This is a genomic window from Brachybacterium paraconglomeratum (genome assembly GCF_003994255.1).
Lineage (GTDB): Bacteria > Actinomycetota > Actinomycetes > Actinomycetales > Dermabacteraceae > Brachybacterium > Brachybacterium conglomeratum.
The window spans coordinates 756652-781822 of record NZ_ML133851.1 but is presented as its reverse complement, the minus strand read 5'-3'; the positions used below and the strand labels follow the sequence as shown (position 1 = coordinate 781822).

General features: G+C 72.5%; 19 protein-coding genes. 14 read left to right on the top strand and 5 right to left on the bottom strand.

The annotated features are described in order from the left end of the window. Positions 1 to 101 precede the first annotated feature (101 nt). Together DS079_RS03510 and DS079_RS03505 are read left to right on the top strand one after the other, a co-directional pair. A complete protein-coding gene (locus DS079_RS03510) occupies positions 102 to 863 on the top strand; it encodes an ABC transporter ATP-binding protein (RefSeq protein WP_126984840.1) in 762 nt (253 codons plus the stop codon). Beyond that, the gene (locus DS079_RS03505) at positions 860 to 2245 is read left to right on the top strand and encodes an FtsX-like permease family protein (protein ID WP_126984838.1); all 1386 of its coding nucleotides are present in this window, start codon (positions 860 to 862) and stop codon (positions 2243 to 2245) included. Before DS079_RS03510 ends, DS079_RS03505 begins: the two co-directional genes overlap by 4 nt. 130 nt (positions 2246 to 2375) lie before the next feature. On the opposite strand, the gene DS079_RS03500 is transcribed toward DS079_RS03505, so the two are convergent. Further along, a complete protein-coding gene (locus DS079_RS03500; protein WP_164736082.1) occupies positions 2376 to 3506 on the bottom strand; it encodes a C2 family cysteine protease in 1131 nt (376 codons plus the stop codon). A 157-nt stretch (positions 3507 to 3663) separates the two neighbouring features. Between DS079_RS03500 and DS079_RS17015 the strand changes: the two genes are divergently transcribed. Continuing rightward, positions 3664 to 4095, top strand: coding sequence for a hypothetical protein (locus DS079_RS17015; RefSeq protein ID WP_164736081.1), 432 nt, complete (start codon positions 3664 to 3666; stop codon positions 4093 to 4095). A 10-nt stretch (positions 4096 to 4105) separates the two neighbouring features. On the opposite strand, the gene pulA is transcribed toward DS079_RS17015, so the two are convergent. Further along, the gene (gene pulA, locus DS079_RS03490; RefSeq protein WP_126984832.1) at positions 4106 to 10006 is read right to left on the bottom strand and encodes a pullulanase-type alpha-1,6-glucosidase; all 5901 of its coding nucleotides are present in this window, start codon (positions 10004 to 10006) and stop codon (positions 4106 to 4108) included. A gap of 212 nt (positions 10007 to 10218) precedes the next feature. Here pulA and glsA point away from each other — a divergent pair, with 212 nt between their 5' ends. From glsA to DS079_RS03470, 4 genes are read left to right on the top strand one after another with little or no spacing between them, the layout of a single operon-like run. Beyond that, positions 10219 to 11271: a glutaminase A gene (gene glsA, locus DS079_RS03485; protein WP_010550011.1), complete on the top strand. Its 1053-nt coding sequence runs from the start codon at positions 10219 to 10221 to the stop codon at positions 11269 to 11271. Further along, positions 11268 to 11747 (top strand): GNAT family N-acetyltransferase, encoded by a 480-nt coding sequence (locus tag DS079_RS03480; RefSeq protein WP_126984831.1) that lies wholly within the window; start codon positions 11268 to 11270, stop codon positions 11745 to 11747. Before glsA ends, DS079_RS03480 begins: the two co-directional genes overlap by 4 nt. A 10-nt stretch (positions 11748 to 11757) precedes the next feature. Next, positions 11758 to 12588: a DUF5926 family protein gene (locus DS079_RS03475; RefSeq protein ID WP_070499081.1), complete on the top strand. Its 831-nt coding sequence runs from the start codon at positions 11758 to 11760 to the stop codon at positions 12586 to 12588. Continuing rightward, positions 12585 to 14069 (top strand): glycosyltransferase family 2 protein, encoded by a 1485-nt coding sequence (locus DS079_RS03470; RefSeq protein ID WP_126984829.1) that lies wholly within the window; start codon positions 12585 to 12587, stop codon positions 14067 to 14069. Before DS079_RS03475 ends, DS079_RS03470 begins: the two co-directional genes overlap by 4 nt. Here the strand turns inward: DS079_RS03470 and DS079_RS03465 are convergent, their stop codons facing one another. Next, positions 14070 to 16064: a hypothetical protein gene (locus DS079_RS03465; RefSeq protein WP_164736080.1), complete on the bottom strand. Its 1995-nt coding sequence runs from the start codon at positions 16062 to 16064 to the stop codon at positions 14070 to 14072. Between the two features lie 79 nt (positions 16065 to 16143). On the opposite strand from DS079_RS03465, the gene DS079_RS03460 reads away from it, so the two are divergent. From DS079_RS03460 to DS079_RS03435, 6 genes are all read left to right on the top strand, one after another. Beyond that, a complete protein-coding gene (locus DS079_RS03460; protein WP_126984827.1) occupies positions 16144 to 16551 on the top strand; it encodes a GntR family transcriptional regulator in 408 nt (135 codons plus the stop codon). Between the two features lie 31 nt (positions 16552 to 16582). Beyond that, positions 16583 to 17104 carry a GNAT family N-acetyltransferase gene (locus tag DS079_RS03455; RefSeq protein ID WP_126984825.1) on the top strand — a complete coding sequence of 174 codons (522 nt, stop codon included), beginning with the start codon at positions 16583 to 16585 and terminating at the stop codon, positions 17102 to 17104. Positions 17105 to 17272: 168 nt separating this feature from the next. Further along, on the top strand, positions 17273 to 18904 hold the full coding sequence (locus DS079_RS03450) for a 13E12 repeat family protein (protein WP_241237523.1): 1632 nt from the start codon (positions 17273 to 17275) through the stop codon (positions 18902 to 18904). An 87-nt stretch (positions 18905 to 18991) separates the two neighbouring features. Next, positions 18992 to 19969 (top strand): prephenate dehydratase, encoded by a 978-nt coding sequence (pheA, locus tag DS079_RS03445; RefSeq protein ID WP_126984824.1) that lies wholly within the window; start codon positions 18992 to 18994, stop codon positions 19967 to 19969. A 1-nt stretch (position 19970) separates the two neighbouring features. Further along, positions 19971 to 20510: a YdeI/OmpD-associated family protein gene (locus DS079_RS03440; RefSeq protein ID WP_126984823.1), complete on the top strand. Its 540-nt coding sequence runs from the start codon at positions 19971 to 19973 to the stop codon at positions 20508 to 20510. Further along, entirely contained in the window at positions 20507 to 20992 is a 486-nt protein-coding gene (locus tag DS079_RS03435; RefSeq protein WP_126984822.1) for a hypothetical protein, read from the top strand. Before DS079_RS03440 ends, DS079_RS03435 begins: the two co-directional genes overlap by 4 nt. Positions 20993 to 21044: 52 nt before the next feature. Here DS079_RS03435 and DS079_RS03430 read toward each other — a convergent pair whose 3' ends face one another. Together DS079_RS03430 and DS079_RS03425 are read right to left on the bottom strand one after the other, a co-directional pair. Beyond that, positions 21045 to 22565, bottom strand: coding sequence for a glycoside hydrolase family protein (locus DS079_RS03430; protein WP_126984821.1), 1521 nt, complete (start codon positions 22563 to 22565; stop codon positions 21045 to 21047). Positions 22566 to 22625: 60 nt separating this feature from the next. Beyond that, positions 22626 to 23777, bottom strand: coding sequence for a diacylglycerol/lipid kinase family protein (locus tag DS079_RS03425; protein WP_126984820.1), 1152 nt, complete (start codon positions 23775 to 23777; stop codon positions 22626 to 22628). Between the two features lie 62 nt (positions 23778 to 23839). On the opposite strand from DS079_RS03425, the gene serS reads away from it, so the two are divergent. Next, the gene (gene serS / locus DS079_RS03420; protein WP_126984819.1) at positions 23840 to 25111 is read left to right on the top strand and encodes a serine--tRNA ligase; all 1272 of its coding nucleotides are present in this window, start codon (positions 23840 to 23842) and stop codon (positions 25109 to 25111) included. The last annotated feature ends 60 nt before the right edge of the window (positions 25112 to 25171 follow it).

The window sequence follows — 25171 nt, the reverse complement described above, 5'->3', positions numbered from 1 at the left end:
ACACTACGGCGGGGGCGGGGTCGACGGGGTGGGCATCTGCCCACCCCGGTGTGGGGCGAGGGCCCCTGCCGAAGCTCGCGGTGGGGCGATGGAGTGGGGACATGACCCCTGACCCCTCCTTCCCGCCCCGCCTCGGGACGTCCGAACCCGTCGTCACCGCTCGCGCGCTCGGCAAGACCTACGGCTCGGGGCCGACCGCCCGCACCGTGCTCGCGGACGTGCACCTGGAGATCCGTCCGGGCAGCTTCACGGCGATCATCGGCCCCAGCGGCTCGGGGAAGTCGACGCTGCTGTGCTGCCTCGCCGGTCTCGAGAGCGCAGCACGGGGTGCGGTGGAGCTCCTCGGCGTGGACCCCGCGCGGTGTCGTGCCGGACGGATGTCGCGGCTGTATCGGCGGGAGATCGGCTTCGTGTTCCAGGACTACCAGCTCGTGCCGTACCTCGATGCGCGGCGGAACGCCGCGCTGCCGGGGCTGCTCGATCGTCGTCGAGATGCGCTCGCAGCCGCCGACGAGGCGCTCGGTGCACTCGGGCTCTCGGAACACGCCTCGACCCCTGCGGCTCGGCTCTCCGGTGGCCAGCAGCAGCGCGTCGCGCTCGCGAGAGTCCTGGCCGGTCGCCCGTCCGTCGTGTTCGCCGACGAGCCGACGGGGGCGCTCGACCGCGCATCCTCCGCGGTGGTGCTCGAGGAGCTGAGGGCCCGGGCGGACGCCGGCGCCGCAGTGGTGCTCGTGACCCATGACCCGGAGGCCGCAGCCCGCGCCGATCGGATCGTGGCCCTGCGCGACGGACGCGTGCAGTCCGAGCACGGACGCTCCACGGCCCTGGACCTCGCGGTGCACATGGCGGAGGAGGGCCGATGACCGGCACGGCGATGCGCGCGCTCCTGGCGGAACGCGCGGCATGGTGGGCGCCGGCGCTCGTCTCCGCGCTCGTGTCGGTGATGATCGGTGTCTGCGCCGTCCAGGCGCTCGGCACCGGTGCCACGAATCCAGCGATCCGCGAGGTGCTGCGACGGGAAGGACTGACCCCGAGCTACGTTTCGAGCGTGGGGACCGGGATCGCGGTGATGACGGTGCCGGTCGCCGTGATCGTGCTGGCCGTGGTGTTCACCTCGGCGATCAGGGGCACGACCCGCGACCTGGCGCGCTGGCGCCTGGCAGGTGCCGCCGCCCCGCTGCTGAGCGCGATCGTGATGGGCAGGCTGCTGCTGGCAGTTCTCCTCGGCGCGCTGCTCGGCACGGCGGCGACCGCACTCCTCGGAGGATCTCTCGCCGAGCTCCTGAATGCGGCGATCCTTCCTGAGCTGCGCGGCCTGCGCGTGCGGCCGGCTCCCACGGCCCTGCTCGCAGCGACCCTGGTCCCGCCGACGGCAGCACTGCTCTCCGGACTGCCCGCGGCGCTCCGGGGCGCCCGCGTCCCGGCGGTGCGCGCCGTGCGGCGCGATCCGGCGCCGGCGGGGGAGCGCCGGAGGCGGGACCTCGTGGGGGTGGTCCTCGGCGTCGGCGCCGTCCTCGGTGTCGCCGTGATCCTCCTCCGTGATCCTCCGGACATGAGGGAGGGAGAGGCGCTCACCGCGGGTCTCGGCCTCCTCGTCCTGGTGCTCGTGGCCGCGGGGATCGGAGCGTCGGTGATCGTGCCCGCTGCGGTCTCCGTGCTCGGCGCGATGGTCCCGGTCCCTGGTGCGCTCCGGCGTCTAGCGCGGGACGGCGCCTCGGCGCGGGCGCGCTCGAGCGGCGGCGCCGTCGTGGCCCTCGCCTGCGGAACAGGGCTGCTCGGGGCGATCATCGGGATGGCGCGCACGAGCGAGGCGATCGCTCGCGCGGCCGGCTCGACGGAGGAGTACAACCTCGTCGACACCTACATCATCTGCGGGATCATCGGGCTGCTCAGCGCTGTCGGCGGTGCCTGCGTCGTCGCGCTGGACGCCGGGGACCGTCGCCGGGAGGTCGCCCAGCTGCGGATCGCGGGGATGACCCCGCGCCAGGTGCTGGGGTCGGCGGCCCTGGAGGCGTGGCTGCTCACCGGTGCGGTCCTCCTCCTCACGCTGCTCGCCACGGGCCTCTCGACCGGGCTCGTCGTCCGTGCCGCCGCCGCGGCAGCGCTGCCGGTGCGTCTCGTGCTCCCGTGGGCGGAGATGGCCGTCTCCGGAGCAGGGACGTTCGTCGTGCTCGCCCTGGCGCTGGCGATCCCGTCGGCCCGTGCGCTGCGTGCACCGCTGCGCTCCTCGCTCGCGGCCGAGTGAACTCGACCTTGTCGGCAGATGCATGACGAGAGTGCGGTGGGTGCGGCCCATCTGAAGAGCCTCGATGAGCATCTCGACGAGTTCGCGCGTCCCTGCAGCTCTGTGCCACGGTCGCGACGCGCGGGCGTGCTCAGTCGTGCTGGAGATTGTTGCGGGAGACGAAGTTCGCGAGGTATTCCTCCTGAGTGAGCTCGATGACCGGCGGACGCGAGCCATCGGGCTTGCCCCACGGATTCACCAGGACGATCACTTCCTCGCCCTGCTCATTCGTCGAGAACCCTTCGACGACGTATACGTGCCCGTCGACCACATCGTCGTCGGGGGCCCCGCCCAGCAGCCATCCCGGCGGGGTGCTGGTCACGATGGAATGCCCGTCATCGAGATCCCGTCTGATGTCGTCGAAGCCTCCCGAGAGGTGCAGGTCTCCGTCGTCGCCGGTGATCATGTCGAATCCGTTCCCGGCGAAATTCGCCTCCAGATCGCCGTAGTCGCCCCCGACATGCTCGACGGCAGCTCTTTCGTAGATGCTCATCCACGAGATCTGCTCGCTGTACGTTCCGTCGGGATGGTCCACGCGTTCGCGCACGCCATCCCGAACGAGTTCGTCCTGGGTGACGATGTGCTCGACCGGCCGGCCGTTGTCGTACAAGGTGACCACCCAGTAGTCCTCGGAGGGCGTCGCGCCCTCGACGAGCCGGATGTTCTCCGAGATCAGCTCGGGATTCTGATCTGCAACTGCTGCCAGTGTCGCGAGGAACCAGCAGTCACCGAAGCTGTCGCCCTGGACGACGGTCCTCGGGTCGAAGTCCTCCAGCGATGCTTCGTCGACCGCGATCTGCCGTGAGCGCACGCGTGCAGGGTCCTCGTACCCTCCGAGTGAACCGGGAGTGGAATCTCCTGATGCTCCGAACAGCTCTCGAAGCGCCTCGTCGAGAAGCCCGGAGTCCTGCGCTGTGCGCAAGGCATCTCGTACCGCGTCCATGGAGGTGTGCGTGAACGCTGGATCGGGGTCGCTGGCTCGGTCCTGGTCCTCGGCGTGCCCGTCGAGGTCCGTGGATGCTGCGTCGAGGTCGCCCGCGATGCCCCGCAGCCGCTCGCTCGTCTCGCGAACTCTCCTGTCGAAGGTGTCGCGATCGGGACCCCTCCATTCCACGAGCAGAGTCTGGCCCGGGATCGAGTCGGCGAGGCCGGAGATGACTTCCGAGGCCCGGGCGAGCCGGTCTCTCTGTGCTCGAAGTGCATCGGTGTCGGCTCCGAGCATCGCGTACCCTCTCCGAAGGAATGCTGTGACCCACGTCATCCTAGATGCGGGGTGTGCGGCTCCGGGTCTGGATGGGGAGACTGTGGACGACTCACGATCGCGGGGCTGGGCACGCAGTGCGCGCCCTGTCCTTCTCGCACTAGGAGGTGCGCTGCTGATGACCGCCTGCAGCTCGGGAGCCCCCGAGCCCGTCCCGCTCGAGGACGCCCGTTCGCAGTACGAGGAGAGCCTCCGCCCCCTCCAGCAGGCGATGCTGTCCGACCCAGGCGTCACCTGGTCACAGGCGGGAGCGGAGGCGTTCCTCGAGGAGGACGGCGTGTGCCGCTGGTCGCCGGGGGACAGCGTCGCCCCGGTCGGCATCCCGGAGGACGATCCGTCCTGGAGCGAGCGCGCCGAGGCCGTCGACGAGGTCCTCGCCCCCCACGGCTTCGACGCCGTCGGCGGCGCGGGCCGCCGCCACAGCGCCCCCGCCTACGGCTTCGACACGACCCGACCCGACGGAGCGCGCCTCCAGCTGTACTCCGTCCCCGGCCAGACGGTGATCCGCCTGTCCGGCGTCCCCGTCGAGCCCTCGGAGTGCGACGGCTGAGCGCTCCCGCTCACCCCTCGCCCGCAGCGCGCCCCTTCGCCTTCCCGTTCGAGTGCGCGGGCGGGCCCTGCTCCCCGGCATGCCCGGGCTTCCCCGTCTGCCCGGCGTGCTCCGGCGGACCGGTGCGCTTGCCGCCGTCCTCGCCTGCGCCCTGCTCGGCGACGAACACGGCGACGGTGTGCGCAGGCACGCTGACGGTCCCGGTCTCCGCATCCCAGCTCGCGCCCTTGACGACCTCGTCGGCGCCGTCCGCCTGCACCTCGTGGAGCGTGTAGCCGAGCCCGGCCATGTGCTCGATCTGCTCGGTGAGCGGCTCGTCGGAGGCGTTGAAGACGGTGACCACGCCGTCGAGGGCGGGGTCGACGTCGGGGCCGAGGGTGTCGTCGATCCGCATCACGAGCAGGCCCGGGGTCGCCTCGGGGCCAGCGTTCGGGAAGGTGACCTTCTGGCGGATCAGCTCCGCATCGCCGAGGGTGAACAGCGGCGTGGAGGAGCGCAGGCGCAGCAGGTCCAGGGTGGCCTCGCTGCTGCTCGCGATGTCCTCGGGGGCGGGGTTCTTGGCCGGGTCCTCCAGCATCGGCACCATCAGGTCCCAGGCCTCGCCGTTCTTGCCCTCGGGCGGCAGGCCGTTCGCGTACCCGCTGTCCTGCTCGGTCCAGTCGATGGCGTTGAAGTGGTCGCCGGAGTCGTAGCTGTCGCGGTCCAGGGACTTCGAGCGCATCAGGTCGGTGCCGCCGGCCCAGAAGGAGGGCGACTGTCCCAGCGCCACGGTCGCGAGCGAGAGCGTGTTCATCCGCACGCGCACGTCCATGGGGGCGTCCTGCGGCAGCTTCCACACGTTCATGTCGTACAGCGCCTCGTTGTCGTGCGCGTCGACGTAGTTCACGGTCTCCTCGGGCCGTGTCGCGTACCCGGCCGGCGCGCCGTTGTAGTCCAGCTGGTCGCCGCGCACCACCTCGCCGGTGGAGCCGAGCAGCTCGTAGTCGGCGAGGTTGCCCGCCATCCCGAGTCGGATCAGGTCGGTGCGGTGGCGCAGGTCGGTCAGCTGCTCGGCCTCGCCCACCTCGGCGTGGCCGTTGGGCATGGTGGCGAGCCCGTTGCCGAAGCCCTGGGAGGTGCGCTTGTCGGTGTCGAAGGGGCTGCCGCCGTGGACGGCGTCGCGCAGCCGGTCGTTGAAGGTGCCGATCGAGGTGCCGCCGAGCTGCCCCTGCGTGGCCTGGGTGAAGCGGGCGTTGCCGGCGACCTCGCCGAAGTCCCAGCCCTCGCCGTAGAGGTAGATGCCCTTGCCGTCCACGCCGTCGGACTCGAGGGTCAGCTCGTCCAGCGCCTCGCGCACGGCGAGCATGTTCTCGCGGCTGTGATGGCCCATGAGGTCGAAGCGGAAGCCGTCGACGCCGTAGTCCCGCGCCCAGGTCACGGTCGAGTCGACCATCAGCTTCTGCGCCATCGCGTGCTCGGTGGCGATGTTCGAGCAGCAGGTGGAGTTCTCGACGCCGCCGGCGAGGTCCAGGCGCTGGTAGTAGCCGGGGACGATGCGGTCGAGCACCGAGCGCTCGGACTGTCCGTGCGCGGCGGTGTGGTTGTAGACCTGGTCGAGCACGACCTGCAGGCCCATGCCGTGCAGCTCGCCCACCATGGCGCGGAACTCGCGGGTGCGCTCGCCGCCGACCTGGTGGCCCTCGGTTGCGTACGAGCCTTCGGGCGCCATGTAGTGCAGCGGGTCGTAGCCCCAGTTGTAGGCGTCCTCGCCCGCGACGCCCGCGACGGCCTCCTGCTGCGCGGGGGAGGCGGGGCCGGCGTCGGCGGGGATGTCCGGGCGCAGCTGTGCGGCGCGGTCCTCCTCGATGGTGGCGATGTCGAAGGTGGGCAGCAGGTGCACGGTGGTCATGCCCGCCTCGGCGAGCTCGGCCAGGCGCGCGGAGCCCGCGGAGTCCGGGTGGCCGACGGCGGCGTAGGAGCCGCGGATCCCCTCGGGCAGCGCCTCGTCGCCGGCGGAGAAGTCCCGCAGGTGCATCTCGTAGATGGTCTGGTCGGCGAACTGCGCGACCTCGGGGGCGGGCGTGTCGGTCCACACCTCGGGCGCCCAGCGCGGGTCGTCCAGGTCCACGAGCACCGAGTGTGTCGAGTTCACGGTCAGGCCCACGGAGTACGGGTCGGTGACGACGTTGGTGACGACCTGGTCGAGGGCGGGCACGTACACCTCGACCGCGAAGGTATAGGCCTGGCCGGTCCAGTGCTTCCTGCCCTCGAACGTCCACGCCCCGTCCGCGCCGCGCCGCATCGGGTACGTCCGCACGGGGTCCGACGGGGCGGTCGCCTCGTCCGCCGGGCCGTGCAGCTGCAGGGTGACGGCGCGGGCGGTCGGCGCCCACAGCGCGAGGCTCGGCGCGCCGTCCTCCCAGCTCGCGCCGAGCTGCTGCTCCGCGGCGGCCTCGGCGTAGAGCGCGTCGAGCACGCCGGGGATCTGCAGCCCGGTGAGCACCTCGAGGCCGTCCGGTCCGTGCTGGGCGACGACCAGCTGGCCGCGCAGCGCCTTCTCGAGCACTCCGCGCTCGAGCTCGGGCAGGTCGAGGGCGAGGTGGCCGGCCAGGTGCGCGCGGCCGACGAGCTCGTCCTCGGCGAGGCCGCCGTCCCGCAGGGTCAGCTCGCCGAGGCTCTGCCCGCCGGTGACCTCGTCGCCGTCGGCGGAGATCCCGCCGCCGGGCGCGGTGAACAGCTCCCAGCGCGTCGCCTCCGCATCGGTCACGAGGTCCGCGGGCCAGGCGATCGTGTCCGTGTCGACGAAGTGGGCCAGCTGCTTGCCGGAGCTTGCGGTCAGCGGATCGGAGGCCTCGATGGTCAGCTGATGGGTGGCCGGGTCGTACTCGAAGGTCACGATCTCTCCGTCCTGGGTGGAGAAGGTGTGGTTGGCGCCGTCGAGCACGCCGTCCACGCCGTAGTTCTCCGCCCACGATCCCCCATGGGCGACCTTCACCTCGTAGGACCCGCGGGGCAGGTCCTCGGTGGAGAAGGTGTAGATCCCGTCGCCGTCGGCGTCCTGCATCCAGGTGCGCATGCACCCGGGCATCCAGTCCTCGGGGCAGCCGAGCGCGGCGTTCATCGAGCCGGGGAGGGTGAGGAAGGGGCCCTGGGCGCTGTTCTGCACGACGTGCGTGACCGGGTCGTACCAGAAGGTGAGCGGCCCGCCGTCGTGGGTGTAGGTGATGTCGCCGCCGCCGGGCACACCGCCTGCGCCGTAGTTCTCGTCCCAGCTGCCGCCGATGGCGACCTTGAAGGCGTAGCCGCCGGCGGGCACGTCGAAGGTGCCGGTGTACTTGCCGGAGTCGGCGTCCAGGTCCAGCTGGGCGGAGGTGCAGTCGGGCTGCCAGTCGCCCGCGCAGCCCATCGCCGCGTTGTGCGATCCGGGCAGGGTCACGGACTGCTCATCGACCTCGCCGGTGTCCCCGTCCTGGGAACCGGTCGCGGAGAGGTCCGCGCCCACCACCGCGGTCGCGGAGTCCGCCACGCGCTCGCCGCTCGCGTCGGTGGAGACGGCGCGGTACTCGATCAGGGTGCCGACGGGCAGGTCCGCCACGTCGTGGAAGATGCGCGGGGTGTCGTCCTCGGCGGTGCCGAGCGGGGTCCACGCCACTTCGCCGGCCAGTCGCCAGCTGAACGAGGTCTCGGCCCAGCGGTCCGCGGCCACGGTCGCGGAGATCGGGGCACGGCCCTCGACCTTCCCTCCGTCGGCCAGATCCAGGGTGATCTCCTGTGCGTCTCCTGCGGCGGCGACGGGTTGATCGGCCACAAGTGCCACGGCGCCGAGCGAGGGGACGGTGACCTCGAGGGTCCCGTCGGCCGCGGCGGTCACCGCGGCGTGGTCGCCGTACAGCGGCGAGTAGGTCGCCCCCGGGGTGAGGGCGGTGAGGGTGACGGTGCGCTCCTCGGATGCGTTGTTCAGCGCCACCAGGTGCTCGAGCTTCTCCTCGCGGTCCACGCGGGAGAACGCGTAGACGCCGGCGCCGTCCTCGGCGTACAGCTCGATCTGCGCACCGGTGGACAGCGCAGGCGTCTCGCCGCGCAGTGCCGCGAGCTCGCTGATCAGCGGGTACAGCTGCGCCTCGGTCGAGAAGTGCTCGCCGCTCCCGTACGGGGTGCCGTCGATCAGGGTGTCGTCGAGGTAGGACGGCACCTGGCTGGCGAACATCGACTGACGGGCGTCCTTGTCGTTGCCGTCGCCCACGAAGCCCTGCTCGTCGCCGTAGTAGATGACGGGCTGGCCGCGGGTCAGCAGCATGGTCTCGTGCGCGAAAGCGGCGCGCTCGTCGAGCCGGTCGGAGCTGCTGAGCAGGTTCCCGATGCGGCCCATGTCGTGATTGCCCACGAAGGTGGGCAGGTCCGCGGCGGAGGAGTCGGCGGTCGTGTAGTGGTCGTCGGCGGCGAACAGCCCGGCCATGCCCTGCGCGGTGTAGCCCTTGGCCCAGTTGGTCGCGGAGGCCTGGTAGGCGAAGTCGAGCACCGAGTCCATCTCGGTGTCCCGCACGTAGGGGGACAGCAGCGTCGCGTCGGCGTCGTACACCTCGCCGAAGGTGAAGAACTGGTCCCCGGCCGGGGTCGCGGCCTGGTGGTCGACCAGGGCGGAGGTGAAGGTCTGCCAGAAGGCGAAGTCGACGTGCTTGACGGTGTCGATGCGGAATCCGTCGATCCCGAAGTCCATCCAGGTGGTGTAGATGTCCGTCATCGTCTCGGCCACGCGCGGGTCTTCGGTCATCAGGTCGTCGAGGCCGTCGAAGTCGCCGAAGGTGACGGACTCGCCTTCCCACGTCGAGTTGCCGCGGTTGTGGTACATCGTCACGTCGTTGAGCGCCTCGGGGACCATCACTCGGTTCTGCTCCGAGCGGACCGGGGTGTAGGGGAACGAGGTCTCCGCATCGAAGGCGGGGAAGTCCGGGGACTGGGCGAGCGCCGTGACGTCCACCGGGTTCCCGTCCTGGTCGAGGTAGGGGGCGGTGGCCTGGTCGACGTAGCCGTACTCGCCCTCCTCGTAGTCGATGAGGTCCGCGGTGTGGTTGGTGATGATGTCGAAGTACACCTTGATCCCGCGCGAGTGCGCGTCCTCGATCAGCGCCTTGAGCTCCTCGTTGGTACCCAGATGCGGGTCGATGGTGGTGAAGTCGGTGATCCAGTAGCCGTGGTAGCCGGCGCTCGCGTCGGCGCCCTCGCCCTGCACGGGGTTGTTCGTGAAGGACGGGGTCAGCCAGATGGCGCTCATCCCCAGGCCCTCGATGTAGTCGAGCTGCGAGTGGAGCCCGGCGATGTCCCCGCCCTGGTAGAAGCCCTTGTCGGTGGGGTCGAAGCCGTGGTCGAGGCGGTCTCCCTCGAGGCCGCCGGTGTCATTGCTCGGATCGCCGTTCTCGAAGCGGTCGGTGAGCACGAAGTAGAAGGTCTGCCCGCCGCCGGGATGGCGGTACGGGGCCGCGGCCAGCTCGTCGTCCGCCTCGGTGTACTCCCCGCCCTGCTCGGCCAACTCGACGGACAGCCGCGAGGTTTCCGCATCGAAGCGGAAGGTGATCTCGGCGGGCGCGGCGACGGCCAGCGGGATGTTGTCCTCCCCGCCGTCCAGGCCGTAGGCCTCGTCCCAGCCGCCGCCGATCGCGGCCTTGACCTCGAACTGCCCAGCGGGCACCTCGAAGGTCGACTCCCACTGCCCGGCCGTGTCGGTGGGGGAAAGGGCGGTGGCCTCGCAGGCCGGGTCCCAGTCCTCGCCGCAGCCCAGCTCGTCCTGCAGGGAGCCCGTGAGCACCGGCTGCCCGGGGCCGACGGCGTGCACGAGCGGGGCGGTGCCCAGCATCGTCGCCGTGCCCATCGCCAGTGCTCCGGCGATCGCGAGCAGACGGGTTCTCATCGGGCGGGCGGAGGGCTGGATCGACATGCGGGGACTCCTCTGTCCGGGCAACAGCGTCGACCGGGGCCGACGGGAGAGGCAGGCGGTGCGGAGCACCCGACCTGCAAGAACTTGCAGTACATCTGCCGCTCCTGTGCGGCCGACGCGTCGACCACCGTAGGCGGGCCAGGTCGCACGCTCAAGGGAACCCGCAGAACCTGCAAGAACTTTCAGGGCGGTGGGGGCGGTACCGTCGAGGCGTGACCAGCGCACTGACCACGTACCTCGACCGGCTCACCGCGGCCCTCGCCTCCGCGCAGACCTCCGATGTCGCCGATGCGCACGACCCCGGTGACCTGGTGCTCCCCGACCGCGGCATCTCCGGCAGCGCGGAGGAGGATGGCGACATCCCCGAGCTGTCCTTCCTCTCCGGGGCCCGGGAGGATCACCTGGGCGTCGCCGTCTGCACGATCGACGGCGAGATCACCGCCTCGGGCACCGGGCACGCCTTCCCGATGCAGTCCATCTCGAAGGCGTTCGCCTACGGCGCGGCGATCGACCTGCACGGCGCGGAGTATGTCGAATCCCTCGTCGACGAGGAGCCGACGGGGGAGGAGTTCAACGCCCTCAGCCTCGACCCGTACACCAAGAAGCCGAAGAACCCGCTGGTCAACATCGGTGCGATCCGCACCCACGCCATGCTCGGCACCACCCGGGAGGAGCGCACGCAGCGGCTGCGCGCGGTGCTCGACGCCGCGGCGGGCCGCCCGCTCGCCCCGCACGAGGTGACCTGGCGCGAGGAGCTCAAGAGCGCCGACCGCAACTACGCGCTGGCCTACATGCTGCGCGCCGCCGGCTCGATGACGGAGGACGCGATCGAGGTGGTCGACGGCTACATCGAGGGCTGCTCGGTGCTCACCACCGTGACCGACCTCGCCGTCATGGCCGCGACCCTCGCCTCCGGCGGCACGAACCCGCTCACCGGCCAGGAGGTGTTCTCCCGCGTCGCCGCGCGCCAGGTGCTCTCGGTGATGCTCACCTGCGGCATGTACGACAACGCCGGCGACTGGGTCAGCGACGTGGGCCTGCCCGCGAAGTCCGGGGTGGGCGGCGGGATCATCGCGGGCCTGCCCTCGCGCTTCGGGGTCGCGAGCTATGCCCCGCAGTTGGACCTGCACGGCAACTCCGTGCGCGGCACGCTCTTCTTCGAGCGGCTCAGCGCCGACTTCGCCCTCCACATGCTCGACGGCGTCGAGCCGCGCGAGCTCGAGGAGTGCGCGCGGGAGCTGATGGACGCGGGGACGCATCCGTGAGCACGGTGCGGGAGATCTCCGCCTCGGACTGGCGGATCTGGCGCGCGCTGCGCCTGAGAGCGCTGCGCGAGGACCCGGACGCCTTCGCCAGCACCCTCGCCACCGCCCTCGAGCGGGACACGCAGGACGGGGAGGCCTATTGGCGCGGCTACTTCACGCGCCCCGGCCCCGTCCTGATCGCCGAGGTGGACGGCGCCCCCGTCGGGATGGCGCGCGTGGTGGTCGAGGACGGCCCCGCGCACCTGTACTCGATGTGGGTCGCGCCCGAAGCACGGGGGAGGGGCGTCGGCGCGCGCCTGATCACGGCCGGTCTCGACTGGCTCGCCGCGCACCACCCGGGACGCACGCTGCGCCTGGAGGTGGTCGAGACCAACCTCCCCGCGCGCCGCCTCTACTCCCGCTGCGGATTCGTCGTCGTCGGCCCGAACCCCGAGGACGCGGCCGAGATCGTCATGGAGCACGTTCCCGATCGGTAGACTCCCCGCCATGAGTTCCCCTTCGCGCAACGAGCTGGTCCGTCGCCCCTTCGAGGGCCTCCCGAACGAGCAGGACCTGGTCGCGATGCGCCAGCTGATCCCCGCGGCGACCATGTCGGCGAGGACCACCGAGGAGTACGGCGCGGTCGACGTCGAGCTCGCCACGATCCTGCCGATGGCCTGGCCCGCCGTGCGCCGCACCGACGGCACCGTCACCGTCGGCGTGCAGGCCCCGTTCCCCGGCGGCGACCTCTCCCGCGGCCTCGGCCAGGCGATCCGCCAGGCGGTCGCGCTCGAGCCCGGCAGCCCGATCACCTCCGTCACCCTCGAGGACGACTCCCCGCGCCTGCAGGACGTGCTGGACCTCTCCGGCGACTTCGCGATCCGGGTCCAGGACACCTTCGAGTTCTGGCTCGACCCGAGCGCCGAGCGCACCGGCGAGATCGAGCAGGCGATCACCCAGGCGAACGACTCGATCATGCCCACCCGACCGGTCGAGGGCCTGCCCCACGCCTACTGGGTCGACGCCGGCCCCAAGGAGCACGTGCGCTGGGTGCTGGACGCCGACGAGGACCGCGTCATCGACGCCGTCACCCGCCTCCACGCCCGGCGCGAGTCCGCGCTCTGCGAGGGTGCGAAGTACGTCGGCTCCTTCCGGGCCGAGGGTCTGTCGATCCCCGTCTGGGACCTGCCCAAGGGTGCCGGGGTCGAGGCCGCCGAGGCGGAGGCCGAGGCGTTCCGCGCCCGCTTCGAGGAGGCGCTGACCTCCACCGAGCCGCTCACCGCGATGGAGCGTCGCGCCCGGGGCGGCATCGTCGCCCGTCAGGTGACGCTGCGATGAGCGCCGCGGGGCCGCTGACGGCGCACCGCCCCGAGCGGGTCGCCGTCGTGATCCCCGCCAAGAACGAGGCGGAGCGGATCGAGGCGACCATCGCGTCGGCCCGGGGGATCCCGGGGGTCGACCTGGTGGTCGTCGTCGACGACGGCTCGAGTGATGCCACCTCCGCCGTGGCGATGGGGGCCGACGCCCTGGTGGTGCGGCACAAGACCAATCGCGGCAAGGCCGCGGCGATGGCGACCGGCGCGCAGATGGTCGCGATCCAGGAGGGCGCCGAGCGGGCCGACGGCGGGGAGAGCTTCTCCGAGGAGCTGCACGCCGAGCCCCGCTCGCCCGGCCACACCGGCCCGCTGCCCGTGATCGACGACCGCGCCTCCGAGCCCCGCGCCCTGCTGTTCCTCGATGCGGACATGGGCGGGAGCGCCGCCGCCGCGCAGCCGCTGGTCGAGGCGGTCCTCGGCGAGGGCGTCGACATGGCGATCGCGCTGCTGCCGCCGCAGTCGGGCGCCGGCGGGATGGGCGTCGTGGTGCGCACCGCCCGCCGCGGCATCCTCCGCGCGACCGGCTGGGAGGCGACGCAGCCGCTGTCCGGCACCCGCTGCATCACCCGCGAGACCTGGGACGCCTGCCAGCCCCTCGCCCCCGGCTGGGGCGTGGAGACCTCGCTGACGATCGACGCGCTGACCGCCGGCTTCTGGGTCAAGGAGGTCCCCGCCGATCTCCACCACCGCGCCACCGGCAACGACCTGCGCGGCCGCCTGCACCGCGCCGCGCAGCTCCGCGACGTGCTGCGCGCGCTCGCCCGCACGCGCCACCTGAGCCCGGAGCTGGAGGAGGACGCCGCGGCGGCGGAGACGCCCGAAGCCCTCCCGGCGACGGCGTCCGAGAGCCAGGACGCCGCCGCGCCCGAGACTCCGTCGGCAGTCATCCCGGAGACGGCGCCGACGACGGGGACCGGCCCCGGAACGGAAGCGGACGCAGCAGCGGAGCCGCAGCCCGAGCGGCCCGCCGCCCCGTCGGCCGGAGTCCCCGCACCCCTCCCCGTCGGCGGCGCCGACCACGACGAGGCGAAGGTCTGGGCCGGCCTCGCGGACCTCGACGAGCCGGACGCCGAGCTGGCCGATCAGCGACGGCTCACCCTCGCCGACCTCCCCGTCGACGGCGAGTTCTCCGACGACGAGACCCGGGCGCTGGGCGATGTGGACCCCGCCGAGCTCGACGCGCTGCTGCGCGCCCTGAAGGTCGAGGGCGACTTCGCGTCCGACGACATCGTCTATCTCGCCGGCACCGATCTCGAGCAGCTCGCCGAGCGGCTGGACGCCGCGCCCGTCGAGGGCCGCTTCGAGCCGGCGCACGCGGTCATCATCGCGTCCCACCTGCAGGTGGGGGAGCCGCAGATCCCCGCCTCGCTCACCGCGCCGCTCACGCCCGAGGAGTACACCTCCCTGGTCGTGCACGCCGCGGTCGACGCCGAGAACAGCTGATCAGACGCGCTGCTCCGTCGTCCTGCCGGCCGGGAGCGGGTCCGGCAGCGTCGGCGGCAGCAGCGCGAGCCAGATCCCGAGCATCGCGGCGATCAGCACCGGCCCGGTGTCGTTGACGGCGTAGCCCACCCACGCCCCGACCACGAGCGCGATCCGCACCCGGTGCGCGACGGGCTGGGCCGCATCGAGCGCGGCGAGCCGCCGCCACCGCAGTCGGCGCGGCATGAGGATCGCGATCGAGGCGAGCACCGCGAGCACCAGCACCAGCGCGAGCGCCCAGTACCCGGTGGCCATGGCGATGTTCTGGGCGAGCTTGCGCACGATCACGGAGAGCAGCTCGCCGCTGAGCAGCTCGTCGATGAAGCGCCCCAGGTGGGTGCGGTCCTCGGGCGGCCGCAGCCAGTCCAGGAAGGACACCGACAGCACCGCCGCCGCCCCGCCGACGCCGAGGGCGAGCACGTGCCACACCCGCAGCCGGATCCCGGAGACGAGCAGCGCGAGCAGGCCGAAGGCCGGGACCGTGGCGAGGCCCGAGCCGAAGTCCGCACCCATCGACGGCGCGACGCACACCGCGGCGACCGCGAGCCCGACGCCGACGGTCCACAGCACCCGCGCCCGGGGCGTGCGCACCGCCGTGAACAGGCACAGCAGCGCCATCATCGCCGCGGCCAGCACCATCCCGAAGAGGTGGTTGGAGAGCCCGTAGAAGCGCCCGCCGGAGATCGGCTGCGCCCCGAGCGGGGAGGAGAGCTGCAGTCGCGACCCGACCGCGGACTCGGCCAGGATGATCCCCGCGACCAGCGCCGCGGAGACGCCGACGGGGCCGAAGCGGCTGCGGCGCCAGGGCCCGGCGAGCACGAGCACGGACAGCAACGCGCACCCGCCCCACACCACGCCCGCCAGGGCGAGCGTCGGACTGTCGGCCCGCCACCACGGCACCAGCGAGGCGCACAGCCCCACCGGCAGCGCGAGCGGCGCGACCGCCGCGAGTGCGCGGCCGACGGCGGCGAGGCACCGGCGTCGGGCGAGCGCCGGGACCAGCACGATCACGAGGCCGATCACGCCGAGGGCGAGCCAGGACCCGAGCGCGGGGACGGTCGCGGCATCCACCAGCCGGGCCGCCTCGGAGCGGTCCCAGGCGAGCTGCTGCGCGTCGTCGCTGTCGGTGCCGCGGAAGGGCTGGCCGGGGATCAGCCCGTCGGCGCTCGCGTCGTGGGAGGAGAGCACGGTCGCGACCACGTCGGTGATCATCACGACGCCGGTCTGCTTGGTGGCGCCGGAGGTGAGGGCCTGGCCGGGCAGGGCGGTGTCCATCGCGACCTGCAGGCCGACGGTGCGGGAGGCGACCGCGCCGGTGCGCTCGACCTCCTCGGGATGCTCGGGGTCGGTCGCGGCGACGGAGACCAGCAGGGTGCGCGGCAGGCCTGTGGCCTCGCAGCCGCCGAGCTCCTCGAGCGCCGCGGCGACGGCGCCGTCGAGCTCCGTGAGCGCCTGCTCGCGCGAGGGGTCGTCGTGGTCGGGGACCGACGGGGCGATCAGCTCGACCACGTCCCCGTCCTGGAGCGCGCCGGCGACGGCGGCGGGGTCGTCGGTCTCGGTCACCTCTCCCGGCAGCTGCTCCCACTGGTCCGTCGGCGGGGTGGGGATGCCGCTGGTGCGCGGCGCCTCCTCGGCCAGGCCCCGGTAGCCGGTGTGCAGCGTCTCGAGTCCCTGCCGCTTCGTGGAGACGACGGTGGTGGAGGTGGTGTTCATGGCGCCGCCGCCGGAGCGGTCCGCGAGGCACTGGAGCGTCGGCGTGCTCTCCGCGTCGATGTCCTCCCAGGTCAGACCTGCGGTCGCGATCACCAGGCGCACGGGTGCGTCGGCCTCCGCGCCGCCATCGGCCCGTGCGGAGGCGCCCGGCAGCAGCGCGAGCGCGGCGAGGAGTGCGAGCAGCAGCACCCGGAGGGTGCGGGCGAGGGCCGGGGAGGCGGAGCGGGCGGGGGAGGCGGGCACGCTCCGATGCTACGGGGCGGTCCTCGACACCGGCCGTGACGTGCACGAGGCCTCCACGTCCTCCGCCTATCGTGTCCTCATGCCCTCACCCCAGCCCCCGTACGAGCAGGTCCGCCGCGAGATCGTCGAGCAGGTGCGCGGCGGCGAGCTCAGGCCCGGCGACCGGCTCCCCGCCATCCGGGCGCATGCCGCGGACCTCGGCCTCGCCGCCGGCACCGTCGCCCGCGCCTACAAGATGCTCGAGGAGACTCAGATCATCGTCACCCGCCGCGGCGCGGGCACGACGATCGCTCCCGGCGCCGTGGAGAACGCCCGACGGGAGGCCGAGACCGCCGAGCGCGAGGACGGCGGACCCGTCGATCCGGCGCTGCTCTCCCTGTTCGCCGGCCCCGTCGCCGAGGCCCGCACCCGCGGCGCCCGCGACGTCGAGATCCTCGCGACCGTGCGGGCGGTGCTCGCGGGGGAGAGCGCGGGCGGGAGCCGATGAACGCGCAGGACGGTCCGGAGCCGGGCCTGGTGTGAGGATCCGTCTCGAGCGCCTGGGCCCGGGGCATGCCGAGGAGATCCTCACCGGCCAGGACGAGGCGCTGGCCAGGGAGATCATCGGCCGCCCCTGGGACCGAGAGCGCCTCGAGGAGTTCCTCGCCCGCTGCGCGCGCTGGCGCGAGGACGGTCCGGTGGTCGAGTTCGCCGCGCTCGAGGAGGGCAGCGGCCGGCTGCTCGGCGGGGGAGGGCTGAACCGCCTCGCGCCAGGACTCGGACCGGGCCAGGTGGCGCTGACCTACTGGCTGCTGCCGGGCGCACGCGGGCGCGGCCTCGGGGCACCGCTCGCGGCGGCTCTCGTCGAGCGGGCGCGGGGTCTGCCGTCGGAGCGCGGCACGACTCTGCAGGAGGCCGTGCTCCTGATCGCCCCGGACAACATCGCCTCGCAGACCGTCGCCCGCACTCTCGACGCCCGGCCGACGGGCGCGCTCGTCGCGCACCCCGCGGGCGGCAGCCGTCAGGCGGAGCGCTGGGTGCTGGACCTGCGGGGGAGCTGACCTCGATCGGCGTTTCGACCGTTCCTCCACATCGCCTCCGGATCCACATCTCCCGTCGGTCCGTGGCGGTCGGGCGCTTCGAATGTCAGGGTGGGTCCGTAGGGTGTTGACCAGCAGGAACACCCGGATCAGCGGCTTCGATGACGAGTCCACGAGGAGGTGGGGCCGATGACCACGACGGACCACCGCTCCGTGCCGTCTCCCGCCTCTACGCGGTCCTCGCGCAGTTCGTCGGCCCGACCGTCGGCCTCCCGCGCTCCCGCCTCGCACGGCCGTGTGCCGCGCACCGCGACGGCCCCGCCCCGTCCACGCGTCCGTGCCCGCACCCGCCTCACCGAGGACTCCCTGCTGCGCCGCGGGCACGTCGAGCCAGCGAGCTCCGACGCCCGCACGATCGCCCGCCTGCTCGAGGAGGAGCGGGAGGACTCCAGGCGCCACGCGCGCCGGCTCGCCGACCTCGCCCCCTTCTGGATCGACCACGAGGACCCCGACCTCGACGACGACCGCGAGGAGCGCAGCCTCGCCGTCGCGATCGCGACCCGCACCACCACCGCGATCGCCTCCTATCGGATCGCGGACGCGCACACCGCCGTCACCGAGATGCCCGCGACCTTCGCGCGTCTCACCGCCGGGGACATGCCCGTCGAATGGCACACGCGCATGCTGAAGGCGGTCCGCGACCTCACCGTCGTCCAGCGCGCCCAGGTCGACGAGATCGTCGCCTCCTGGGATCTCGCCTCTGTGCCTGCGGACCGCTTCCGTGACGAGCTGCGCCAGCTGCGCTCCTGGTTCGAGCGCGAGATGAGCGCCCCGCGGCCCGAGTCGCTGCGCGACGTGTCCCTCGAGAACTCCTTGCACGACGACGGCACCGCCTGCCTGCGCATCACCGGCCCGATCCCCGAGATCCTCGATCTCGCCCGGCGCCTCGACCGCTCCGCGAAGACCGTCCAGGCCCGGCAGCGCCGCGCCCTCGAACAGGGCGAGCCGATCCCCTTCGACCTCGACGGGGACGTGGCCCGCGACGGAAAGACCATGAGCCAGGCGGCGCTGCGCTATGCGACCCTCCTGCGCACCGAGCTCGACACCGGCGGGGTCGAGATCCCCGCGCCGCGGCACCGCGTGAACGTCGTCGTCCCCGTGCTCACCCTGATGGGTCTCAGCGATACCCCGGCCCTGTACGACGGGATCCACCCGCTGCCCGCGCAGATGGCCCGCGACCTCGCCGCCGCCGAGCCCGTCTGGCACCGCGTCCTCGCCGACCCCGCGGACGGCGGATTCCTCCCGCTGCCCGCTGAGCGCTACCGCCCCTCCGCCGAGCAGGTGGAGCATCTGCGGCTCCTGCACCCGCGCTGCGCCGCCCCCTGCTGCACGCACACCACCACCGACGACGCCGAGAACGACCACATCGAGGAGTTCGACCACGCCGATCCCGCCCGCGGCGGACCGACCAGCCTCCACAACCTCCACCGCCTCGACTGGAGGCACCACGATCTGAAGACCGCCGGGCGCATCGATCCCGTGCGCGAGCCCGACGGCGCCACCACCTGGACGGTCGGCTCCCCGGCCCTGATCACCACCCGCGTCGCACCCCGTGGTGACCTCGCCGCGCCCCACCACGCGAAGGCGCTCATGGAGTCGTGGGAGGAGTTCTGCTGGCACCGGGACCTCGACCAGATGCAGGCGATCGGCGAGATCGACCGGATCCTGCAGGAATGGGGACCGGCGGACCCCCTGCACGACCCACCGCCCGACCCCGATGAGGAGAACCGCGCGTACTGGGAGCAGGGCCCGCCGTTCTGAGACGGGGATGCCCTGCCCGTCTCCGCCCAGCTCGGCCACCGTGACCGGGCCCCGCACCGGGCATCGGCACCCGAGTACCCTTCCCTCATGCGGTACGGATTTCTCGGTCCCGAGACGACCTTCACCCACCAGGCACTGCTCCAGGCGCTCACGGAGATCCCCGAGGAGTTCCGGGCCACGGAGCCCGAGCTGGTGCCCTTCGCCTCGGTCGCCACCGCCACCACCGACCTGATCGCCGGGGACATCGACGCGCTCATGGCGCCGATCGAGAACTCCGTCGAGGGCGGCGTCTCCGGAACCCTAGATGTGCTCGCCGCGACCGACTCCATCACGATCGTCGCCGAGCAGACCGTGCAGATCACCTTCGTGCTCGCCGCCCGCGAGCAGACCGCGCTCGAGCAGCTGACCACCGTCTCCTCCCACCCGCACGCCCAGGCGCAGGTGCAGGGATGGCTGCGCAGCAACGTGCCCGGCGCGAACATCGCCGCCGCCTCCTCGACCGCTGCCGCGGCCCGTGACCTCGCGAGCATGAGCGAGGACGAGGCCTGGGGCCGCGCCGCGGTCTGCTCGCCGCTGGCCGCGGAGCACTTCGGCCTCACCGTCCTCGCCGAGGGAATCGAGGACCATGCCGGCGCGATCACCCGCTTCGTGCTCGTCACCCGCGAGGGGCGGATCCCCGCCCGCACCGGCTCCGACAAGACCACCGTCGTGATCCAGCTGCCGCACAACCGCTCCGGCGCCCTGCTCGAGGCGCTCGAGATCCTCGGTTCCAACGGCGTGAACATGTCCCGGATCGAGTCCCGGCCCGTCGGCGACTTCCTGGGCCGGTACTCCTTCTCCCTCGACCTCGAGGGGCACATCGAGGACCGTCGGGTCTCCGCGGCGCTGCGCTCCCTGCACCGGCTCTGCCCGGTGGTGCACTACCTCGGCTCCTACCCGCGGGTCGATGGCGAGCAGCCCGAGGTGCGCGAGGACTTCGCCGACGGCGCCTACGACGAGGCGCACGACTGGCTCGAGCGCCTCACCGGCATGATCACCCCCGCCGATCCGACCACGGAGATCTGAGATGGCCCCGAAGGCACCCGTCACCGTCACCGGCACCGCCCAGGTGCGCGCGATCGACGAGCGGCTGATCCTGCCGCTGCCCGAGGAGGCGAGCGCGCAGCTGCCCTCCCGCGGGCAGGTCGCCGTGCATGCCGTGCTCGGCGGTCAGGAGCGTGACACCGTCGTCGAGCCCGACGGGCGCAAGGGGCACTGGATCGACCTCGACGCGGAGCTCGTCGGCGCTCTCGGCGCGAGCGAGGGCAGCACCGTCGAGTTCACACTCACCACCACGAAGGACTGGCCCGAGCCGGAGGTCCCCGCCGACCTCGCCGCCGCGCTCGAGGACGCCGACGACCTCGCCGAGACCTGGCCGTCGCTCACCCCGATGGCGCGCTGGGAGTGGGTGCGCTGGGTCGGCTCGACCCGCAGCGAGAGCACCCGCGCGAAGAGGGTCGACGTCTCCATCGACAAGCTCCGCAACGGCTCGCGCCGCCCCTGCTGCTTCGACCTCTCCTCCTGCACCGACCCGGAGCTCGCCCGCAGCGGCAAGCTGCGGGAGTGAGCGGAACGGTGGCAGTGCTGCAGCGCCGCAGTTCGCGACGTGATCTCGCGGCCGTCGCCGTCTTCTCGGGGGTCGGCCTGGTCCTCGGCGGCTGTGGGCTCCTGCCCGGGCGCCGACGGGAGATCGAGGTGGCCGCGAGCAGCGGTCTCACCGATGCCGTCATCGCGGTCGGCGAGGACCATGAGCCGCGTGACGTCGCCTCGGCCACTGAGGAGGAATTCGACTGGGACCGCTTCGCGGTCTACACGATCGGCACGCCCGCGACGACGATCAACGAAGAGTCGGGGGTGATCGTCGAGACCGGCGAGCGCTACTCCACGCAGGAGGTCCTCTTCGTCTTCCATCGGGACGGCACCGCCGTGCGGGGCGCGCCCTCGGGCTTCGAATTCTTGGCGCACGGAGCAGGGGCCTGGTGGGGTCCGCGCACGCGGCTCGTGTGGGATCCGGAGCAGGGCACGCAGCTCGAGGACCCCGACGCCTGAGAAAGTGACGCTGACGGGGACGGTGCCGTTCCCAGGATCCCGCGGACCGCTCTCAGCCGCCGCGCTGCCACATCTCGACGGTGTGCTCGCCAGGTGTCAGGGAGCCGTTCTCCTCGATCCGGTGGCGGGAGTCCCCGGGCGGGAGGCTGCCCACGCGGAACCCGATCCGCGAGTCGATCCGGTTGGTGCCCTCGAGCACGAGGTGCCCGCCCAGGGTGAGGTCCACCGCGTGGTCGAGTCCCTGCCCGAAGGAGCAGCCCCGGACCACGACCTGCCCGTCGGACGGGCGGGATCCCGCGACCCACACCCCGACCACCGGCTCGCCGCCGTCGTTGGTGCCCTCCGCCGGAGCGGGGGAGAAGGTGCACCGGTCGAAGACGACCTTGCGCGGGTTGAACAGCGCCGCGGCGTCGAAGGAGTAGGTCTGCTGGATCCGCACGCCGGCGAGGATCTCCGACCTCGGGGTGCCGACGCGGGTGCCGTGCGCGCGGAAGTCGCAGCGGGTGAAGACGACGTCGTCCCCGCGATGGACCACGCGCGGGACGAGCCCCTCGTCGCCGTCCTTGCCGTGCAGCTCGCAGTCGGTGACCCGGATCGTGCCGTTCAGGCCCATCATCGTGAAGCCGGAGCGGAAGGCGCAGTTCTCGAGCACCGCTCGCCCGCCGTCCCCGCACTCGATGTCGGTGGGGCGCGTGTGCGGGCCGTCCTCGACGATCGCGTCGCGGATCTCGAAGTCGCCGTGGAAGCGTCCGTTGGAGAGAGTGTCGAGCTCGATGTCGATGTGCGCACCGGTGAACTCGCCCGAGCCGCGGTAGCCGTCCACGCGCACGCGGTTGTCGCCGCCGGTGATGGTGAGGCCGCCGCGGAAGCAGTCCACGCCGCGCAGGTCGGTGATCGTCGCGTCCGTCGCCGTCCACAGGTGGATGCCGTCGGAGACCGAGTTCTGCACCGTGACCCCGCTGATCCGCACCACCTGGCGGTACGGGCCGTCCCTCTGCCCGTTGAGGAAGATCAGGGAGGACTGCTCCTGCTCGTAGTCGCGGAACGCGCCCTGCTCGTGGATCGCGCCGTCGACGGTGAGGTCGCGCAGCACGATCGCACTCGCGTGCTGCTCGGCGGTCCGGGCGGGGCGGTGCTGCGTGGTGAGGGTGCGCACGCCCTGGGGATGGTGCGGAGGGCGGAGGATCCGCGCGCCGTGGCCCTCCAGAGTGAGACCGTGCTGGATGTCGACGCTGGAGACGAGATAGACCGCGCCCTCGCGGAGCTCGACGGTCCCCGAGCCCGCGTCGCGCACCGCGTCGACCGCGGCCTGCAGCGCGCCGGTGTCGTCCGTCCGGCCGTCGCCGACGGCGCCGAACTCCTCGGGAGACCAGGTGGTGCCGTGCGCGGCGTCGGCTCCGGGGACGGGACGGTCGACGGGATCGGTGGGGGCTGCGGGTGTCTCGGCCCTGCTGCTCCCGGCGGCGGCGAGCACGGCGGCGAATCCGCCGGTGAGAGCGGCGGAGCCGAGCAGCCGGCGACGGGAGGGGTGCACCGGACGGGTCGAATGGGGGGCGGGGGGCTCGTTGCCCATGGGGCGAGCCTAGTCGCGCCACCGAGGTAATCGAAGACCTCCGGGACCCTTACCCGCTGGTCACGCGCGGGAAGGCTCCGTGCTCTCCGGGACGCGCAGCCGCAGCACGCCGGGATCGACGGTCGCGATCAGGTGCGTCGCCTCGATGTCGGTGTCCCCGTCGAGCTGGACAGGCTGCGCCTTCGCGGTCGTCACCCGGATGCCGGTGGTCAGGTAGCGCTCCATCGTGGAGAGCTTCGGCCCCACCTTCGGGACCAGCTTCGGGTTGATCACCTGCGTGGCGACCTGGCTGAAGCCCGCCGCGCCCCGCCAGCCGGCGACGACCACCTCGAGGCGGCCGTTGTCGATCGTCGCATCCGGCATCAGCACGAAGCCGCCGGGGAGCTTGCCGACGTTGCCCAGCAGCACGGTGCGGGCCTTGTGGGCGTGGCGGGTGCGGTCGGGCAGCTCGACGACGACGTCGACCGAGCGGCCGAGGATCGTGCGGACCCCGCCGAAGACGTAGGCGACCCAGCCGATGCGCTTCTTCATCCGCGGGTCGGTGTAGCCGATCATCTCGGCGTCGGCGCCGAAGCCCGCGATCACCAGGAAGATCTGCTTCGGCGCGGACTGCGCCGCCGCGGGGGAGTCCCCATAGCGCAGCCAGCCGACGTCGACCTGGTGGTCGGTTCCGGTCAGCGCCGCGACCATCGCCGCGGCCGGGTCCTCCAGGGGGATGTCGACGTTGCGGGCCAGGAGGTTGCCGGTGCCGGAGGGGATGATGCCCATGCGGGTGTCGGTGCCGGCGAGGACGGAGGCGACCATCCGCACGGTCCCGTCGCCGCCTGCGGCCATGACCAGGTCCGCGCCGTCGGCGACCGCCCGCTGCGTCTGCCCGCGCCCCGGGTCGTCGATCGTGGTCTCGTAGAACTCGACCTCCGCGCCCTCGACCCGCTCGACGACCTCGGAGATCCGTCGGCGGAAGTCGTCGGTGCCCTCGAACTTCGAGGGGTTCAGGACCACGGCGATGCGGCGGAGGCGGTCGGCGGCCTCCGCGTCCTCGCCGTCGTCCGGATTCTCGTGCGCCTCGGCCCGGGCTGCGCTCTCGGACTTCAGCGCGGAGAGCTCACGGCGGTGCCGGCCGAGGCGTCGAAGCACCACGACCAGCAGGACGACGGCGATGATCGTGGTGACCACCGAGGCGATGCTCAGCAGCAGCAGGGTCAGATCCATGTGCCCACAGTAGCGGCGCGGCCCCGCCGCGATAGGCCCGCGCACGCAGGTACCCTGGAGCAATGATCGATCTGCGGCTCCTGCGAGAGAATCCCGACGTCGTCCGAGCGGCCCAGCGGGCCCGGAGGCGCGACGCCTCCACCGTCGATGCGGTGCTCGAGGCCGACTCCCGCTGGCGCGAGGCCACCTCCGCCTTCGAGTCAGCGCGCGCCGAGCAGAAGGCCTTCGGCAAGAAGGTCTCGCAGGCCAAGGGCGAGGAGAAGCAGGCGCTGCTGGCCGAGGTCAAGCAGCTCGCCGCCGACGTGAAGCGACTCGAGGCCGAGTCCGGCGAGGCGCTCGCCGTCCGCGACGCGGCCCTGCGCGAGATCCCGAACCTCGCCGAGGGCGCCCCCGAGGGCCTCGAGGAGGACTTCGTCGTCCGCGAGACCGTCGGCGAGCCCCCGAGCTTCGACGTCGAGATCAAGGATCACCTCGAGATCGCCGAGGGCCTGCAGGCGATCGACATGGCCCGCGGCGCGAAGGTCTCAGGCGCCCGCTTCTACTTCCTGCGCGGCGTGGGCGCGCAGCTCGAGCTCGCGATCCTGAACTCCGCGATCGACCAGGCCACGAAGGCCGGGTTCACCCCGATGATCACGCCCACCCTGGTGCTGCCCGAGGCGATGGAGGGCACCGGCTTCCTCGGCGAGCACGCCGACGAGGTGTACCACCTCGACAAGGGCGACGACCTCTATCTCGTCGGAACCTCCGAGGTGGCGCTGGCGAGCTACCACAAGGACGAGATCCTCGACCTCTCCGACGGTCCGATCCGCTACGCCGGCTGGAGCGCCTGCTATCGCCGCGAGGCCGGCAGCTACGGCAAGGACACCCGCGGCATCATCCGCGTGCACCAGTTCCACAAGGTCGAGATGTTCTCCTACTGCCGCATCGAGGACTCCTACGAGGAGCACGAGCGGCTGCTGGACTGGGAGCGGGAGATGATGGCGCGGATCGACGTGCCCTACCGCATCATCGACACCGCCGCCGGCGACCTCGGCACTTCCGCCGCCCGCAAGTACGACTGCGAGGCGTGGATGCCCAGCCAGGACACCTACCGCGAGCTGACCTCCACCTCGAACACCACCCAGTTCCAGGCCCGTCGGCTGAACATCCGCGAGCGCACCGAGGACGGCCTGCGCCCCGTCGCCACCCTCAACGGCACCCTCGGCACCACCCGCTTCATCGCCGCGATCCTCGAGAACCACCAGCAGGCCGACGGCTCCGTCGTCGTGCCGGAGGGTCTGCGGCCCTATCTCGGCGGGCGCGAGGTCTTCGAGGTCGTGGGTGGCGCTGCCTGAGATGCCCTTCCCCCGCCCCCTCCAGCGACTGCGCGCGGCTCTTCGCCACCGTCGGTTCAC

Excerpts from the sequence above, each read along its gene's own strand:
- pulA (WP_126984832.1), bottom strand. The coding sequence starts at position 10,006 with ATGTCGATCCAGCCCTCCGCCCGCCCGATGAGAACCCGTCTGCTCGCG.
- DS079_RS03510 (WP_126984840.1), top strand. The coding sequence starts at position 102 with ATGACCCCTGACCCCTCCTTCCCGCCCCGCCTCGGGACGTCCGAACCC.
- DS079_RS17015 (WP_164736081.1), top strand. The coding sequence starts at position 3,664 with ATGACCGCCTGCAGCTCGGGAGCCCCCGAGCCCGTCCCGCTCGAGGAC.
- serS (WP_126984819.1), top strand. The coding sequence starts at position 23,840 with ATGATCGATCTGCGGCTCCTGCGAGAGAATCCCGACGTCGTCCGAGCG.
- DS079_RS03460 (WP_126984827.1), top strand. The coding sequence starts at position 16,144 with ATGCCCTCACCCCAGCCCCCGTACGAGCAGGTCCGCCGCGAGATCGTC.
- DS079_RS03450 (WP_241237523.1), top strand. The coding sequence starts at position 17,273 with ATGACCACGACGGACCACCGCTCCGTGCCGTCTCCCGCCTCTACGCGG.
- DS079_RS03425 (WP_126984820.1), bottom strand. The coding sequence starts at position 23,777 with ATGGATCTGACCCTGCTGCTGCTGAGCATCGCCTCGGTGGTCACCACG.
- pheA (WP_126984824.1), top strand. The coding sequence starts at position 18,992 with ATGCGGTACGGATTTCTCGGTCCCGAGACGACCTTCACCCACCAGGCA.
- DS079_RS03440 (WP_126984823.1), top strand. The coding sequence starts at position 19,971 with ATGGCCCCGAAGGCACCCGTCACCGTCACCGGCACCGCCCAGGTGCGC.
- DS079_RS03500 (WP_164736082.1), bottom strand. The coding sequence starts at position 3,506 with ATGCTCGGAGCCGACACCGATGCACTTCGAGCACAGAGAGACCGGCTC.
- DS079_RS03505 (WP_126984838.1), top strand. The coding sequence starts at position 860 with ATGACCGGCACGGCGATGCGCGCGCTCCTGGCGGAACGCGCGGCATGG.
- DS079_RS03430 (WP_126984821.1), bottom strand. The coding sequence starts at position 22,565 with ATGGGCAACGAGCCCCCCGCCCCCCATTCGACCCGTCCGGTGCACCCC.
- DS079_RS03475 (WP_070499081.1), top strand. The coding sequence starts at position 11,758 with ATGAGTTCCCCTTCGCGCAACGAGCTGGTCCGTCGCCCCTTCGAGGGC.
- DS079_RS03470 (WP_126984829.1), top strand. The coding sequence starts at position 12,585 with ATGAGCGCCGCGGGGCCGCTGACGGCGCACCGCCCCGAGCGGGTCGCC.